This window comes from Luteococcus sediminum, from assembly GCF_054783495.1.
The window spans coordinates 77,098-92,918 of sequence record NZ_BAAGQL010000018.1 but is presented as its reverse complement, the minus strand read 5'-3'; the positions used below and the strand labels follow the sequence as shown (position 1 = coordinate 92,918).

The following is a 15,821-nucleotide window of genomic DNA, read 5'->3' as shown; positions in this document are numbered from 1 at the left end:
GCCGACGGCAGGCACATGCATATCACACGCCTGACGAGCGAGGGCACCCCGCCCGTCCACAATCCTGCCGATGGACCTCAGACCCAGTCAGGGGCTTGCTCGATGCCGTCGAGCCCCAGGTGCTGCCCCAGGAAGCAGAGCACCATCTGGTACCAGACGATGGCGTGCTGGGGCTTGAGCACCCAGTGGTTCTCGTCGGGGAAGTACAGGAAGCGGTGCGGCATCTGTTCGGGACTGCCCCCGTGGGCCCGGTTCAGGGCCCACCACAATGACAGGCCCTCCCCGACCGGCACCCGGTAGTCCTTGTCACCGTGCACCACCAGCATCGGCGTGCTGATGCGGTCGACGAAGTGGTGCGGGGAGTTCTCGGCGCGCATCCGCTCCGACATCTCCAGGCCCCAGAACCATGGCACGTCGGTGCTGGCGACGAAACTGTCCAGGTTCCACAGGCTCGCGTGGCTGACGATGCACCGGAAGCGGTCGGTGTGCCCGGCCACCCAGTTTGCCATCCAGCCGCCGAAGGAGCCGCCCATCATGGCGGTCCGGTCGGAGTCGATGTCGGGGCGCTGGACCACAGCATCGGTGGCCGCCATCAAGTCGGTGTAGGCGCAGTTCCAGTCGCCCCAGCCGCGTTGGATGAAGTCTCGGCCGTAGCCGGTGCTCAGGGCGGGGTCGGGCAGCAGGACCGCCAGGCCGTGGGCGGCCAGCAGCCAGGGGCACCAGCGCCAGCTCCACGCATTCCACGAGTTCAACGGACCGCCGTGGGCCCACAACACCAGGGGGGCCGGGTGCTCGGCGTCGGCACCCTCGGGCAGCACCAGCCAGCCGGGAATGCGCACGCCGTCCGAGGCAGTCGCCTCGACGCGTTCGAGGCGGCCCGGCAGTACCGGGCCGTCGAGGGACCACAGAACGGTGCTGCGTCCCGACGCGGCGTCGATCCGGACCACGGATCCTGGCTCGTCCCAGGCCTGGCGCAGGGCGAACAGCGCGTCCCCGCACACCTGCACCTGCTGGTGGGCACCGGCCCCGGTGAGGCGCCGCACCTGCTGGCTGACGATGTCGATGGCGAAGACCGGTGCTGCCCCGTCCTCGTCGGCGGTGACATAGAGGGTGCCGCCGTCGGGGCTGAAGCCCGCCGGGCTGCCCCAGCGGGGCCAGTCGGCCGCCAGGTCGTGGTGTTCGCCGCTGGACAGGTCCACCAGGTGGAGCACCTGACGCACGGCTGTGCGGTCGTCACCGTCCACCGAGCGCACACAGGTCACCAGGCGGTCGTCGGGGCTCAGCACGGGCGCGGAGAAATGGTGACCGGGCTCGTCCAGGAGGACGGTGCAGTCACCCTCGTCCAGATCGATGCGTACCAGCCGCTCGCGGCGTGTGCCGTGCGGAGCGGCCACCGTCTGGGTCGTCACCAGGAAGGACCCGTCGTGCGAGAGGGCGGCTTCCGGGCCCAGACCGCGCCCGAGGTCGAGGCCCACGGCCTCGCTGGGCTCTGGCTGCTCCTGGGACAGGTCAAGAGCGGTGAAGACCGTCGCCGGTGAGTCCAGGTCGTGGTCCCAGAAACGCACTCCGGCCCCGTCGTGAAGGATCGCCTGCACCTTGTGCCGGCGGCGCTCCCGACGCTTGGCGTCATCCTGCTCCGGGGTGGTGCAGCCACGTAGCAGTCCCAGGCCGGTCACCAGCCGCGAACTTCCCCGGGCGGCCAGCAGCGCGTCCCAGCCGCCGGGACGTCGGCCCATCAGACGGGCCTCGCCGGGACCGTCGGGCAGCAGCCACAGGCTCTGGTCCTCCTTCTCGCCGCTGCCCTCAGGGGCCGGGCGTCCGGAGGTGAAGACGAGGCTGCCGTCCTGTGCGATGGCGAAGGACCCCTCCCCCTCGCTGCTGCGGGTCAGCCGCACCGGAGCCGTCGAGCCGTCGGCCGGCAGCCGCCACAGCGAGGTGACGTGCGCGGTGTCATCCTTGTTCGTCTCCTGCAGCGCCAGGACCAGGAAGCGCGCAGCGGGGGCAACCTTCACGCCGACGATGCGCTGCGTGCGGACATAACGCTGCAGGTCCTGCCACGGCGAGCCGGTGCCCACCGTCTCGTCCTGCTGACCGGTGGTCGTGCGGTGCTCTTGCATGGTGCTCCTCATCGATGAGGGGACATGTGTGGGGGCCCTTACCGGGGCCTGGTCAGTCGACCGCCGCGGTTTCGGGCCGACGGGCATTGGGGCAACAGCCGGCGCCACCGCAGCCGTCGGGCGCGCCCAGCACGTCGCCCTGGCGCACCTGCTGGGCGCGCGCCACCATCCGGTCGACCAGGGCGGTGACGAAGGATGGGTCGATACCGGCGGTCGCCGCACGCACCATGGCGATCCCCAGCCGCTCACAGGTCTCACGGGCCTGTGTGTCGAGGTCGTAGATCACTTCCATGTGGTCGGAGACGAAACCGATCGGGGACAGCACCACACGGTCCACCCCCTGGCTGGCCAAGGATTCCAGGTGGTCGTTCACGTCGGGTTCCAGCCACGGCTGGCCCGGGCGGCCCGACCGCGAGCAGAAGACAAGGTCGAAGTCCTCGGCCCCCACCCGCCCGGCGACTCGCGCAGCCACCTCCTGGTGCCAGCGCGTGTAGGCACCCCTGGCATCGACCGGGCCGGACCTCTCGTCCATGTCGGTGGGGATCGAGTGCGTCACGAAGACCAGTCGGGAGCCGGGCTGCTGCACCAGGGATTGCTGGACGGCCTGGGCGTTGGCCTCGACGAAGCCCTCGTCCAGTCCGTAGTTGCCGATCCGCACCAGCTCGAGCTCCACCCCGGTGCTCTCCAGGCCCTCGGCCAGGGACTCACGGTAGCTGCGGCAGCCCGAGTAGGAGGGGTACGCACTGGTGGTGAGGACCAGGATGCGACGGTGCCCGCCAGAGGCCAGGTCCTGTAGGGCCTCGTCGATGAAGGGGTACCAGTTGCGATTGCCCCAGGCGATGGGCAGCTCGGCGCCGCGGGTGGCCAGCTCTCCTTCCAGTGCCGCCATCAGCGCCTTGTTCTGGTCGTTGATGGGGCTGCGACCACCAAAGAGGTAGTAGTGCTCGCCCACCTGTGCCAGTCGTTCACGCGGGATCCCCGAGCCCTTGGTCACATTGACCAGGAAGTCGACCACCTCGTCGGGCTTCTCCGGCCCGCCGAAGGAGACGAGCAGGATTGCGTCGAAGGGGTGCAGGGGATGGGTCTGGTCCGTGGTGCTCATGCCCTGAATCCTCTCAGACGCCACCGACAGTTCTCCCGGACCGGGCGCGGTGCCTCACACAGCGGGGCGCTTGCGCGATAGGTTGGGGGGTGCACGAGTCCGCCCCGACCAGCCGCATGGAGTAACAGATGAGCAGCCTCAGCCCTCGCGAGATCCAGACCCGCATCCGGTCAGGAGCCTCGCTCGAGGACGTGGCGCGCGAGGCGGAGCTGCCGGTGGAGAAGGTGGAACCCTTCGCCGCCCCGGTTCTGGCCGAGCGGGAGCACGTCGCGGGCACCGCCCTGCAGTGCCCGGTGCGGCGCCGCGGCGAGACCGGTTCGGTGCGGGCGATGCGGGCGGTGCTCGGCGAGAAGCTGCACGGCACCGGCCTGTCGGTGGACGACCTGGACTGGGACGCGTGGCGCAACGAGGATCGTCGCTGGACGGTCGTGGGGCGCTACCAGAACGACGGAATCCGGCACGAGGCACTGTTCGTCTTCGACCAGCGTGCCCGCTTCAGCGTCGCCGTCAACGACCGGGCCCGCGAGCTGATCGGTGAGGCCGTGCCGGAGCAGTCACGCACCCTGTCCGCCCCGGAGGCTGCCGGCAGCGATGCCGAACCCACCGTCAACCTCGATGACGAGCTGGCGATCGTGCGCGCCCTGCAGGACCGCCGCACCCGCCAGGCTGCCTCCGAGGTGCAGGCCCTGACCCAGCTCCAGCCCGAGGCACCTCGCCCGGCCGAGCCCACCCCGCAGCACACCGGGAGTGAAGCCGTCACGCCCGAAGCCGTCACTCCCGAAGCCGTCACTCCCGATGCCATCGAGGACGAGGAGCCGGAGGACTACTCCCCCGCGGAGTTCCAGGAGGTCGACGGCCTCTACGACTTCGTGCCGAAGAACACCTCCGACATGGACGTGCTCTACGAGATGCTCAGCTCATTCGCCGAGGACTCGGTGAACATCTACGCGGGCCTGGCCAACCCGGTCACCCAGGAGCCTGCCGGGGACGAGGGTCTGGACGAGGATCTCGAGGAGGAGCAGCCTTCCGTGGTGCGGCAGCTGCACCCCGAGCCGGCCCCGGCGGTGGTGGAGCGTGAGGAGCCGATCTCGCTGGAGGAGGCGCCCCAGTTCCGCACCGAGGACCAGCCGCACCTCGACGCCCCCGTGCGTGCCGTCGACCTAGACCAGCGCGAGGAGACCCTTGCCGAGAGCCAGTCCAGCACCGTCTCGCTCGACCAGGCGAGGACCCTGGCCTACCAGCAGCGGTCCCGCGAGCAGGCCGAGGCCGCCCAGGCCCGAGCTGCCCAGGCCGAGCCCGCCACCACGCAGCCTGCCGCGGCCCTGGCCGAGCAGATGCAACAGGACGAGCACTCCGTGGAGACCGCCCCAGCCGCGGGCGAGGCGACGCCCGCGGAGCAGCCCACCACCGGTCCGGTGGTGACCACCGAGGGGACCGTCACTTCGCCCGAAGCCATGGCCCCCAGGGCGCAGGTGCCCGAGCCGGTGCAGCCCTCGCAGGAGGCAGAGCAGCTCGCCGACGAGGCCGCGTCGCAACGGGTCAGCGTCACGGTGGTGGAGTCGCGTGCGGTCACCGTGACCACCCAGGAGACCGTCGAGGTCCCCACGGATGGCACCCAGGAGAACGCGCAGCCCAAGGCCCCGACCCCGCGCAAGCCGCGACCCGGCAAGAAGCGCGCCTCGGTGCCCAGCTGGGACGAGATCATGTTCGGTGGACCCACGAAGAAGACCGACTGAGGCGCCAATGGCACCGCGTTCGCGCAACTCCGCCCTGCCGCCGCCCGCTCCCGGCACGGGGCGGGCCCTGGTCCCCTCCGACCGCGCCCGGCGCGCGCTGGTGTCCAGGCTCGAGGCGACCACCTCGAAGATGACCACTGCAACCCTGGAGGCGATGGACCAGCGTCATCCCTGGTTCGGTGAGCTGGACGCCGAGCATCGTTCCTGGATCACGATCGTCGCCCGGCAGGGCATCGACGGCTTCGTGCGCTGGGTGGCCGATGATCCCGACGTGCCCTTCGAGCCGGCGACCGTCTTCGCCTCCGCACCCCGGGCCCTGGCCCGGCAGATCAGCCTGCACCAGACCGTGGACCTGATGCGAACCACCATCAGCGTCGTCGAGGAGCAGGTCCAGCTGCTCGCCCCGCGCGGTGACCGGGCCGTGCTGCAGAATGCCATCGTCCACTACTCGCGGGAGGTCGCTTTCGGCGCGGCGGAGGTCTATGCCCGTGCGGCCGAGGTGCGTGGCGCCTGGGATGCCCGGATGGAGGCCCTGGTGGTCGATGCCGTGGTGCGGGCCGAGGCCGACGAGTCGATGGTCTCGCGGGCCTCCACCCTGGGCTGGACTTCGGGGCACAAGGTCTTCGTCGTGGTCGGGCGCACCCACGAGAGTGATGCAGACGCCATCGAGCACCTGCGACGCCAGGCCCGCAGGCTGGGCGTTGACGTGCTCGCCTCGGTGCAGGGGGAACGCACCGTGGTGGTGGCCAGCAGTTCCCAGGTGAACGAGGAGTCCGAGGCCATAGACCTGGTCGACCAGCTCGCCGGCTACTTCGGCGCGGGGCACGTGGTGGTCGGCCCCCTCGTGGAGGACCTGGTGGAGGCTCCTCGTTCCGCGCGTGCCGCCACCAGCGGATGGCGCGCCGCCGATGCCTGGCCGGAGGGTGCCCGGGCACTGCCCGCCGCGGAGCTGCTGCCCGAGCGGGTGCTGGCCGGCGACGGTCATGCCCGACGCGAGCTGGCCCGTGAGGTCTACCTGCCGCTGGCCGAGGCGGGGGGCGACCTGCTGGAGACCTGCGTCGGATTCCTCGACCACGGGTGTTCCGTGGAGGCAACCGCCCGCCACCTGTTCGTCCACGCCAACACGGTGCGCTACCGGATCAAACGGATCCAGGACGTCACCGGCTACTCCCCCAGCGACTCCCGCGACGCCTATGTGCTTCGGCTTGCCATCACCTTGGGCCGGCTCTCCGGACAGGTTTCCTGAGCCCGCTCGTGTGAGGGCCCACAAAGCACACGGTTGTGGTTCAGCGCCCTCCACAAGCCCGGCACGGATCCCGCGGAGAACGTGATCACTGACTTTGTGGAGTTCCCACAACAATGGTCCGCCGCTTTTCGTCGAAACGAGCCGGGCGAATCTTTCAGCGAAGCGTCACAGTGGACTTGTGCTTGCAATCGTCGCCCCGGGCCAAGGTGCCCAGACCCCCGGATTCCTCGCTCCCTGGCTTGAGCTGGACAGCTTCGCGGCTCGCCTGGGCTGGCTGAGCGCCGTCAGCGGCCTCGACCTGGCCCAGTACGGCACCACGTCGGATGCCGAGACCATCCGGGACACGGCCGTCGCCCAGCCGCTGCTGGTCGCCGCGGGCCTGGTGACGGCGCTGGAGCTGTTCGCCAAGCCGTCGGAGGCCTATGGCCGGATCGGCGTCGTCGCCGGCCACAGCGTCGGCGAGATCACCGCTGCCGCCGCCGTCGGAGTGATGAGCGCAGAGTCCGCCATGGTGCTGGTGCGCGAGCGGGGCAAGGCGATGGCCGAGGCCTCTGCCGTGCGCCCCACCTCGATGAGCGCCGTCATCGGCGGTGACCGCGAGGCAGTGCTTGCCGCCATCGACAGCTGTGAACTCACCCCCGCCAACAACAACGGCTCCGGCCAGATCGTCGCCGCCGGCACCGTCGAGCAGCTCGACCAGCTCAAGGACGCCCTGCCGCCCCGCACCCGCCTGATCCCGCTGTCCGTGGCCGGCGCTTTCCACACCGTGCACATGGAGCCCGCCGTCGACCACCTGCGCCGCCTCTCGGCCGCCGTCTACACCCGCGACCCCCGCGTGCGGCTGCTCAGCAACCGCGACGGCCAGGTGGTGCCCAGCGGCCGCGAGTACCTCAACCGCCTGGTCGACCAGGTCGCCAGCCCGGTGCGCTGGGACCTGTGCATGCAGACCATGGCCGACCTCGGCGTCACCGGCCTGCTCGAACTGCAGCCCGCCGGCACCCTGACCGGCATCGCCAAGCGCAACCTCAAGGGCGTCGAACTGTTCAACCTGAACACCCCCGGCCAGCTCGACGAGGCCCGCACCTTCATCGCCAACCACTCCGACGGCGAGACGCCGGCCGACCTGACCACCACGCCCACCTGGCGCTTGGTCGTCTCCCCCGGCAAGGGCTCCTTCGTCCGCGCGGAGGGCCTCGACGAGGGCCATCGCCTCGAGCGCGGCCAGATCATCGGCAGCGTGAGCAACCTGCGCGGCAGCGTCACCGTCCCCGCCGAGCACGGCGGCCAGGTCGTCGAGTGGCTCGTCGAGCAGGGTGACCCCGTCTCGCCCGGCCAGCCCCTGCTGCGCCTGCACCCCACCCCCGAGCGCGGTTCCCGCACCGCACTGGACGCCAACTGACATGGCCATGCTCACCAGCGCCGCCGGGGCACCACACGCCCGCATCCTGTCGGTGGGCTCCTGCCGCGGCGAGCGGGTCGTCGACAATGCCGAGATGTGCACCATGATCGACTCCTCCGACGAGTGGATCCAGCAGCGCACCGGCATCGTCGAGCGTCGCTGGGCCTCCCAGGACCAGACGGTGGTTGGCATGGCCGCGGACGCCTCCCGGGTGGCCGTCGAGCGTGCCGGGCTCTCCCTGGACCAGGTGGACGCCATCATCGTGGCGACCATCAGCGGCACCCGCTCCATGCCGTCGGTGGCCTGTGAGGTCGCCGCCGAGCTTGGCATCCAGGGGGCCGCAGCCTTCGACGTGACCGCAGCCTGTGCCGGCTTCTGCAAGGGGCTGTCGCTGGCCGACAGCCTGGTGCGCACCGGTGGAGCCACCCACGTTCTCGTGGTGGGGGTCGAGATCCTCAGCCGCCTGCTGGACAGCTCAGACCGCGGCACTGCCTTCCTCTTCGGCGATGGTGCCGGCGCCTGCGTCGTCGGCCCCTCCGAGGTGCCGGCGATGAGCCCGGTCGTGTGGGGATCGGACGCCAGCCAGGCCGACGTGCTGACCATCGACGACTCCCGGTCCCTGGCCGAAGGCCAGCCCCACCCGTACATCCGGATGGAGGGCACCAAGGTCTTCCGCTGGGCCACCACCTTCATCAGCGACCGCGCGCGCGAGGTGCTGGAGGCCTCCGGCCTGGCGCCCGAGGAGCTCGACGTCTTCATCCCGCACCAGGCCAACAACCGCATCACCGACTCGATCCTGCGCCACCTCAAGCTCCCCGAGGACGTCGTCGTGGCGCGCGACATCCGCAACTCCGGCAACACCTCGGCCGCCAGCATCCCGCTGGCCATGGATGAGCTGCTGTCCAGCGGCAAGGCCACCAGCGGCCAGCAGGCGCTGCTCATCGGCTTCGGCGGAGGCCTCGCCTATGCCGGACAGGTCGTCACGCTTCCCTGACGGCCACCCCCCCAAGAACCCGGGTCTGGCACCAGTGCCAGAGCCGTGAACCCCATCAGCAGGACAACACAGAAACAGGAGGCCACCATGGCCAGCACCGAAGAGATCCGCTCCGACCTCGCCGAGATCGTCAACGACGTCGCCGGCGTCGCAGTCGAGGACGTCCAGCTCGACAAGTCCTTCACCGACGACCTCGACGTCGACTCCCTGAGCATGGTCGAGATCATCTACGCCTGCGAGGAGAAGTTCGGCGTCTCCATCCCCGACGAGGACGCCAAGAACCTCAAGACCGTGGGCGACGCCGTCGCCTTCGTCGAGCGCGCCCAGGCCTGACCCGGGCACCTGGCAACCGCCAAGTACCACCCGGACGCGCCCGGCGGGGTTGAGGCAAAGCCTCCCCCCGCCGGGTGCCTCCCCCGACACACCACCCTCTTGGAGACCACATGACCACCGTTGTCATCACCGGATTCGGCGCCTTCACCCCGCTGGGCGCCGATGCTGCGGCCACCTGGGGCGCGATGCTCGACGGGGTCAGCGGCGCCCGCACCCTGGAGCAGGACTGGGCCGCCGAGCTGCCCGTCACCTTCGCCGCCCAGGCCATCAGCGACCCGGCAGACAAGCTGCCCCGCGTGCAGGCCCGCCGTCTCGACCGCTCCACCCAGCTGGCCCTGGCCTCCGCCGAGGAGGCCTGGACCGATGCCGGCTTCACCTTCGGCGAGCCCGACGACTCCCTCGACGAGAACCGTATCGGCGTCAGCGTCGCCAGCGGCATCGGCGGTCTGAACTCGCTGCTCGACCAGTGGGACGTGCAGAAGGACAAGGGCCTTCGCCGCGTCAGCCCGTTCACCATCCCGATGCTGATCAGCAACGCCCCGGCCGCCAACATCGGCCTCAGGATCGGCGCCCGCGCCGGCATCCACACCCCCGTCAGCGCCTGCGCCTCGTCCAACGAAGCGATCAGCCTGGCAATCGACATGATCCGCCTGGGCCGCGCCGACATCGTCCTGGCCGGCGGCACCGAGGCCGTCATCCACCCCCTGCCCATCAACGCCTTCGCCCAGATGCAGGCGCTCAGCCGCCGCAATGACGACCCCGCAGCCGCCAGCCGCCCCTGGGACACCGGCCGTGACGGCTTCGTGATGGGCGAAGGCTCGGTCAGCATGGTCATCGAGAGCCTCGAGCACGCCCAGGCCCGCGGCGCGAAGATCTACGGCACCCTGGCCGGGGCCGGCATCAGCGCCGACAACCACGACATCGTCGAGCCCGACCCGTCGGGCCGCGGCCAGTCCTCAGCCATGCTGCGCGCCCTCAAGGAGGCCGGCCTCCAGACCAGCGACATCAAGCACGTCAATGCCCACGGAACCTCCACCCCCAAGGGCGACGTCACCGAGGCCAACTCGATCCGCACCGCGCTGGGCGAGGCCACCGACGACGTCGTGGTCACCTCCACCAAGTCGATGACCGGGCACCTGCTCGGCGGCGCCGGCGCCATCGAGACCTTCGCCACCGTCATGGCGCTCAACACCCGCATCGTGCCCGGCACGATCAACATCGATGAGCTGGAACCCGGGCTGCCCATCGACGTGGCCACCAGCAACCGCCAGCTGCCCGAGGGCGACCTGGCAGCGCTGAACAACTCCTTCGGCTTCGGTGGCCACAACGTCGCCATCGCCGTCACCAACCAGCACCAGTCCCGCTGATGCCCACAGTCTCGTAGGGCTGTCCTGCCCCTACGAGGATCCCCGACGGGCCGGGAAGCTCTCCCCCGAGAGCCCCGGCCCGTCGGCCCCACCCACCGTGCACGCCCCCAGGGCCGGCCCCGCCGTGCCGTGACACCGCAGTACCACCACCCCGACGAAGGAGCCAGTCATGGCTGAGACCGCCCAGAAGAAGCAGAAGCTGCCCCGCGTACTCGACCCCCGCAATCCCAACACCCGGCTCGCCGCCCTCTTCGACGAGGGCAGCCTGGAGCTGCTCGGCCCCGACGACGACTCGGGCATGCTCGCCGGCATCGGCACCATCGACGGCAACCGCACCGTCGCCTTCTGCAGCGACGCCACCGTGATGGGCGGCGCCATGGGCGTCGACGGCTGCGAGGTGGCCGTCAAGGCCCATGAGCGCGCCATGAACGACCGCATCCCGATCCTGGGCATCTGGCACTCTGGCGGCGCCCGCCTCGCCGAGGGCGTCCTCTCCCTGCACGCCGTGGGTCGCATCTTCAATGCGATGACCGCCGCCAGCGGCAAGATCCCGCAGATCTCCATCGTCCTCGGCCCGGCCGCCGGCGGCGCCGCCTACGGCCCCGCCCTCACCGACATCGTCATCCTCGCTCCCGAGGGCCGCATCTTCGTCACTGGCCCCGAGGTGGTGCGCTCGGTCACGGGCGAGAACGTGGACATGGCCCGACTGGGCGGACCCGACGTCCACGGCCGCCGCTCCGGCGTGGTGCACGTCGCCGCCGACGACGAGGCCGACGCCCTGCAGCGCGCCCGCGACCTGGTGGCGCTGCTGGCCAACCAGGGGGTCGTGGCCGAGGAGGTCGCCGACACCGACCTGTCCACCCTGCTGCCCGAGAGCAAGAAGCGCGCCTATGACGTGCACCCGCTGGTGGAAGGCATCCTTGACGAGGGCACCGTGGTGGAGCTGCACGCCAAGTGGGCCCCGAATGTGGTCGTCGCGCTGGGCCGCATGGCCGGGCGCACCGTCGGCGTCGTGGCCAACAACCCGATGCGGCTGGGCGGCTGCCTCGACTCCTTCAGCGCCGAGAAGGCGGCCCGCTTCGTGCGGATGTGCGACGCCTTCGGCGTGCCGATCGTCGTCCTGGTGGACGTTCCCGGCTACCTGCCCGGCGTCGGCCAGGAATGGGACGGTGTGGTGCGCCGCGGCGCCAAGCTGCTGCACGCCTTCAGTGAGGCCGTCGTGCCCTGCGTCACCCTGGTGACCCGTAAGACCTACGGCGGCGCCTACATCGCCATGAACTCCCGCTCGCTGGGCGCCACCAAGGTCTTCGCCTGGCCCGGTGCCGAGGTGGCCGTCATGGGGGCCGTCGCCGCGATCCGCATCCTGCACCGCCGCAAGCTGGCCGAGGTGCCCACCGACTCCCGCGCTCAGGTGGAGCTGGAACTGGCCGCTGAGCACGAGAAGATCGCCGGCGGCGTCGACAAGGCCGTCGAGATCGGCGTCGTGGACGAGGTCATCGAGCCCTCGGCCACCCGCTCCGAGCTGGCGGCCGCCATCCGCGAGGCGGACAAGGGAGAGCGCGGGCAGCACACGAATATCCCGCTGTGACCCTGCAAGCAGGTCCCAGGAGCATCCCGCTGTGACCCTGCAAGCAGGTCCCAGGAGCATCCCGCTGTGACCCTGCAAGCAGGTCCCAGGAGCATGACGACGGGTTCCCGGCGCTCTGTCCAAGGATCCGCCGTCATCTCTGTGCCCCTGTTGTCCAGCGGTCGTCCCGCGAGCCGCTAGGCTCACGCGCATGACCCATGCGCGCACGCCCCTGCCCAGCGGTAGCTGGACGTCTCCGGTGACCATTGACGCCATGCTTGCCTCCGGCGTCTCCCTTGCCGCGGTCGAGGTCGACCATGACCAGGTGGGATGGCTCGAGTCCAGGCCCGAGGAGGACGGCCGCCAGACGCTCGTGCTCGATGGCGTCGAGGTGACCCCTGCCCCGGCCGCCCTGCGCTCCCGTGCGCAGGAGTACGGCGGCGGCGTCTGGCACGCCCAGGACGGGATCGTCGCCTGGTGTGATGACACCGACGGCGCAGTGCACGCCCGCATCGACGGCCGGCCCCGCCGCATCTCTCCTGCCAATCGGGACCTGCGCTTCGGCGGGCTGCGCGTGGACGCGGCGCGTCGCCAGGTCGTAGCGGTGCGCGAGGACCACCGCGGTGAGGGCGAGGCCGTCACCACGATCGTCGCCCTGTCGGTCGATGACGAGAACGCTGACGGCGGCAGGGTGCTCTGCCAGGGCGCCGACTTCTACGCCCACCCAGAGGTCTCCCCCTTCGGTCGCCTGGCCTGGGTCGAATGGAACCACCCGGACATGCCGTGGGATGGCACCCTGCTCAAGATCGGCCAGCTCAGCGACGACGGGATCGAAGCAGTCACCGTCATCGCCGGCGGCCACGACGTCTCTGCGGTGCACCCCAAGTGGGGGCCGGACGGCTCGCTGTACTTCCTGAGTGACGAGTCCGGCTACTGGAACCCGTGGGTCTTCGACGGACCCACCACCCGCTCGATCCTCGATGAACCGCACGACTTCTGCCGTCCGCTGTGGGTGCTGGGAAATGCCGAGTACGCGGTGCTCGACGAACGCACTCTGGTGATGCGCTGGTATGCCGATGCCGGCGCGCGCGTGGGGCTGGTCGACGTGCCCAGCGGGGACATCACCGAGATCATTGACCCGGTCGCCGACGTGGACGCCATCGCCGCCGGAGAGGCCGGGATCTTCCTGGTGGCCGCGCATGCCGACCGGCCGGACGAGATCGCCCGCCTCGAGGTGGGCGCTGCCCGCCTGGCCCAGCCGGCGCTGACCACCGTGCGTCCCGGCGGGGAGCAGCCCGACCCCGCGTGGGTCTCGGTGCCCGAGTCGATCTGGTTCGAGGGCCGTCACGGACGCAGCCAGGCCTTCTACTACCCGCCCACCAGCCCCGATGCCGAGTTGCGCGAGGGTGAGGCGCCGATCACGATCGTCAACACCCACGGCGGGCCGACGGCCATGGCGCCAGGCACCTTCCGCACCGACTTCCAGTTCTGGACCAGTCGCGGCATCGCGGTGCTGGACGTCAACTACTCCGGCTCGTCCGGCTTCGGCCGCGACTATCGCAACCGCCTCCACGGCAACTGGGGCATCGCCGATGTCGACGACTGCGTCGACGCGGTCAAGGAGGTGGCCGGGCATGGGCTGGCCGATCCCGAGCGCGTCGTGATCCAGGGTGGCTCGGCCGGCGGCTACACCACCCTGCAGGCGCTGGTCAGCTCCGATGTCTTCGCCGCCGGGATGAGCCGCTACGGCATCGGCGACCTGGAGACCCTGGTGGGTGACACCCACAAGTTCGAGTCCCGCTACCCGTACAAGCTGGTCGGCCCCTATCCCGAGGCGAAGGCCGTCTACGAGGAGCGTTCCCCCATCCACCACGTCGAGCAGCTGTCCAGCCCGATGCTGATCCTGCAGGGGCTCGACGACAAGGTGGTGCCTCCGAGCCAGGCCGAGTCGATGGCCGAGGCCGTGCGGGCCAAGAAGCTCCCGGTGGCGATCAAGATGTTCGAGTCAGAGGGCCACGGCTTCCGCAGGCAGGAGACCCGACGGGCCGTGGTCGAGGCCCAGCTGAGCTTCCTCAGCCAGCTCTTCGACTTCGAGCCGGCAGACCAGGTGCCGGTGCTGGAGGTCGAAAACCTCTGAGGTCCACCCGCCTCACGCGCCGGGGGCGCCCATGCCAGTGCATGGGCGCCCCCGGCGCGTAGGGACGGAAGCCGGCTCAGGCCCGGGAGTAGTCGCGGGCGCCGAAGATGTCGGTGCCCACGCGCACACAGGTCGAGCCGTGGGCAATCGCCAGGGCGAGGTCCCCCGACATGCCCATGCTCAGTTCGTCCCAGGACGAGCCCAGTGCCTGGTCCTGGCGCAGGCGCTCCTGCAGGGCGGTCATCCGCTCGAAGCAGGCGGCCACCTGGTCGTCGGGGCCCTTGACCGCGACGGTCATCAGGCCGCGGACATCAAGGCCATCACAGGCCTCGAGCTCGGCGACCAGGGCATCGACCTCCTCGGGCGCGATGCCCGACTTCTGCGGCTCGCCCGACGAGTTCACCTGGATCAGCACCGGCAGGCGACGTCCCAGAGCCCGCATGCGACGGTCGAGTGCTATCGCGATCTTGGCCGAGTCGAGGCACTGGAACTCACTGGCCAGCTCGGCGACCTGCTTGGCCTTGTTGGTCTGCAGGTGCCCGATCATGCTGAAGCGCACCTGCTCCCCCTCGGCCACCTCGGATGCCTTGGCGACGAACTCCTGCACCTTGTTCTCGCCGAAGAGCGTGTAGCCGTGGCTGGCGACCTCGCGGATCGCCGCCATCGGGTGGGTCTTGCTCACCGGGAGCAGGCGCACGCTGGCCGCGTCACGTCCGGCGGCGGCGCAGGCCTCGGCGATGCGGGCTTCGACGGCGGCAAGGTTCTGGCTGATGCTGGACATGGCATCCAATCAACCACTGCGGAGCCGTGCCCGCCACCCAGGACCGGGACACGGGCCGGCGGCCTCAGGGCCAGCGTGCTCCCAGCGAGATGACCCCCAGGGAGGCCAGCACCGCCAGCAGCAGCGCCAGGCCCGCGTACTTGTCGGTGACCTCGGTGTACACCTTCTCGTAGCCGACCGACCGCGCGATGGTCTGGTAGACGGCCTCCAGCTCGTCGCGGCTGGCGGCCGCGAACTTCTTGCCGTCCGAGGCCTTGGCCACGGCCGACAGCTCGGCATGGTTCACCGGCACCGGCTGGCGCTGCCCGCCCTCCACCACGTAGCCGTGCGCGGTGCCGTAGGCGATCGTGTAGACCGGCACCGACTGCTTGCGGGCCTGTTGGGCAGCCACCAGCGAGGGTCGGCCGATGTTCGTCGCGCCGTCGGAGAGCAGCACGATGGCGGCTGGTGCGGTCTCCTTGGGCGCCTTCGGGTCCGGCGGCACCAGCTTGAGGGCGTCCAGCGAGGTGTAGATGCTCTCGCCGATGGCCGTCGACGGGGCCACCTCCAGGTTCTGGATGGCCCGGTCCACCGCTCCGCGGTCGGTGGTGGGCGGCACGACGATTTGGGCGGTGGCGGCGAAACTGACCAGGGAGACGTTGAAGCGCTCGGGCAGCTGCCGGGTGAAGGCCTGGGCCGCGGCCTGGGCCGCCTCGAGTCGGTTGGGCTGCACGTCGGTGGCGACCATGGAACGCGAGACGTCGATGGCGATCACGACGGTGGCGCGGTCGCGCGGCACGTCGGTGTAGGCCTTCGGCATCGCCCAGGCCACCACCAGCGAGGCCAGCGAGGCCAGGGCCAGGATGACGGCGCCGTGGCGCTTCCAGGCCGAGTCCTTGGGGATGACCAGGTCCAGGCGGGTGCGCCGCAGCCCCGGCGTGGGGCGAAAGCGCGAGTTCAGCGCGACGTAGAGCAGGCCGATCACGGGCACCATGAGCAGGAACCACAGGCGTTCGGGGCGCATGAACTCCAGCAGCAGCGGGGTGGGGGTCATCAACAGGGT

General features: G+C 70.5%; 12 protein-coding genes. 8 read left to right on the top strand and 4 right to left on the bottom strand.

Going from position 1 to position 15,821, the window contains the following annotated elements; genetic code table 11:
• Nucleotides 1–77: 77 nt before the first annotated feature.
• Both ACYVKA_RS10095 and hemH read right to left on the bottom strand, forming a co-directional pair.
• Nucleotides 78–2,117, bottom strand: coding sequence for a S9 family peptidase (locus ACYVKA_RS10095; RefSeq protein WP_460705114.1), 2,040 nt, complete (start codon nucleotides 2,115–2,117; stop codon nucleotides 78–80).
• Nucleotides 2,118–2,169: 52 nt separating this feature from the next.
• Complete coding sequence (hemH, locus tag ACYVKA_RS10090) at nucleotides 2,170–3,219, bottom strand: ferrochelatase (RefSeq protein ID WP_460705112.1); 1,050 nt, start codon at nucleotides 3,217–3,219, stop codon at nucleotides 2,170–2,172.
• A gap of 128 nt (nucleotides 3,220–3,347) precedes the next feature.
• On the opposite strand from hemH, the gene sepH reads away from it, so the two are divergent.
• From sepH to ACYVKA_RS10050, 8 genes are all read left to right on the top strand, one after another.
• A complete protein-coding gene (gene sepH / locus ACYVKA_RS10085; protein WP_460705110.1) occupies nucleotides 3,348–4,955 on the top strand; it encodes a septation protein SepH in 1,608 nt (535 codons plus the stop codon).
• A gap of 130 nt (nucleotides 4,956–5,085) precedes the next feature.
• Entirely contained in the window at nucleotides 5,086–6,201 is a 1,116-nt protein-coding gene (locus tag ACYVKA_RS10080; RefSeq protein WP_460705232.1) for a PucR family transcriptional regulator, read from the top strand.
• Between the two features lie 178 nt (nucleotides 6,202–6,379).
• Nucleotides 6,380–7,600 carry an acyltransferase domain-containing protein gene (locus ACYVKA_RS10075; protein WP_460705108.1) on the top strand — a complete coding sequence of 407 codons (1,221 nt, stop codon included), beginning with the start codon at nucleotides 6,380–6,382 and terminating at the stop codon, nucleotides 7,598–7,600.
• A gap of 1 nt (nucleotide 7,601) precedes the next feature.
• Nucleotides 7,602–8,594, top strand: coding sequence for a beta-ketoacyl-ACP synthase III (locus ACYVKA_RS10070; RefSeq protein WP_460705106.1), 993 nt, complete (start codon nucleotides 7,602–7,604; stop codon nucleotides 8,592–8,594).
• Between the two features lie 87 nt (nucleotides 8,595–8,681).
• Nucleotides 8,682–8,927: an acyl carrier protein gene (locus ACYVKA_RS10065; RefSeq protein ID WP_394277188.1), complete on the top strand. Its 246-nt coding sequence runs from the start codon at nucleotides 8,682–8,684 to the stop codon at nucleotides 8,925–8,927.
• 110 nt (nucleotides 8,928–9,037) lie between these two features.
• Nucleotides 9,038–10,294: a beta-ketoacyl-[acyl-carrier-protein] synthase family protein gene (locus tag ACYVKA_RS10060; protein ID WP_460705104.1), complete on the top strand. Its 1,257-nt coding sequence runs from the start codon at nucleotides 9,038–9,040 to the stop codon at nucleotides 10,292–10,294.
• A 169-nt stretch (nucleotides 10,295–10,463) separates the two neighbouring features.
• Entirely contained in the window at nucleotides 10,464–11,882 is a 1,419-nt protein-coding gene (locus ACYVKA_RS10055) for an acyl-CoA carboxylase subunit beta (RefSeq protein WP_460705102.1), read from the top strand.
• Between the two features lie 190 nt (nucleotides 11,883–12,072).
• Nucleotides 12,073–13,998 carry a S9 family peptidase gene (locus ACYVKA_RS10050; protein WP_460705100.1) on the top strand — a complete coding sequence of 642 codons (1,926 nt, stop codon included), beginning with the start codon at nucleotides 12,073–12,075 and terminating at the stop codon, nucleotides 13,996–13,998.
• 76 nt (nucleotides 13,999–14,074) lie between these two features.
• On the opposite strand, the gene ACYVKA_RS10045 is transcribed toward ACYVKA_RS10050, so the two are convergent.
• Together ACYVKA_RS10045 and ACYVKA_RS10040 are read right to left on the bottom strand one after the other, a co-directional pair.
• Nucleotides 14,075–14,779: a YggS family pyridoxal phosphate-dependent enzyme gene (locus tag ACYVKA_RS10045; protein ID WP_460705098.1), complete on the bottom strand. Its 705-nt coding sequence runs from the start codon at nucleotides 14,777–14,779 to the stop codon at nucleotides 14,075–14,077.
• A gap of 64 nt (nucleotides 14,780–14,843) precedes the next feature.
• Nucleotides 14,844–15,812, bottom strand: coding sequence for a VWA domain-containing protein (locus tag ACYVKA_RS10040; RefSeq protein WP_394277002.1), 969 nt, complete (start codon nucleotides 15,810–15,812; stop codon nucleotides 14,844–14,846).
• Nucleotides 15,813–15,821 lie beyond the last annotated feature (9 nt).

Coding starts and splice junctions, on each gene's coding strand:
- ACYVKA_RS10095 (WP_460705114.1), bottom strand. CDS start 2,117: ATGCAAGAGCACCGCACGACCACCGGTCAGCAGGACGAGACGGTGGGC.
- hemH (WP_460705112.1), bottom strand. CDS start 3,219: ATGAGCACCACGGACCAGACCCATCCCCTGCACCCCTTCGACGCAATC.
- sepH (WP_460705110.1), top strand. CDS start 3,348: ATGAGCAGCCTCAGCCCTCGCGAGATCCAGACCCGCATCCGGTCAGGA.
- ACYVKA_RS10080 (WP_460705232.1), top strand. CDS start 5,086: ATGACCACTGCAACCCTGGAGGCGATGGACCAGCGTCATCCCTGGTTC.
- ACYVKA_RS10070 (WP_460705106.1), top strand. CDS start 7,602: ATGGCCATGCTCACCAGCGCCGCCGGGGCACCACACGCCCGCATCCTG.
- ACYVKA_RS10065 (WP_394277188.1), top strand. CDS start 8,682: ATGGCCAGCACCGAAGAGATCCGCTCCGACCTCGCCGAGATCGTCAAC.
- ACYVKA_RS10060 (WP_460705104.1), top strand. CDS start 9,038: ATGACCACCGTTGTCATCACCGGATTCGGCGCCTTCACCCCGCTGGGC.
- ACYVKA_RS10055 (WP_460705102.1), top strand. CDS start 10,464: ATGGCTGAGACCGCCCAGAAGAAGCAGAAGCTGCCCCGCGTACTCGAC.
- ACYVKA_RS10050 (WP_460705100.1), top strand. CDS start 12,073: ATGACCCATGCGCGCACGCCCCTGCCCAGCGGTAGCTGGACGTCTCCG.
- ACYVKA_RS10045 (WP_460705098.1), bottom strand. CDS start 14,779: ATGTCCAGCATCAGCCAGAACCTTGCCGCCGTCGAAGCCCGCATCGCC.
- ACYVKA_RS10040 (WP_394277002.1), bottom strand. CDS start 15,812: ATGACCCCCACCCCGCTGCTGCTGGAGTTCATGCGCCCCGAACGCCTG.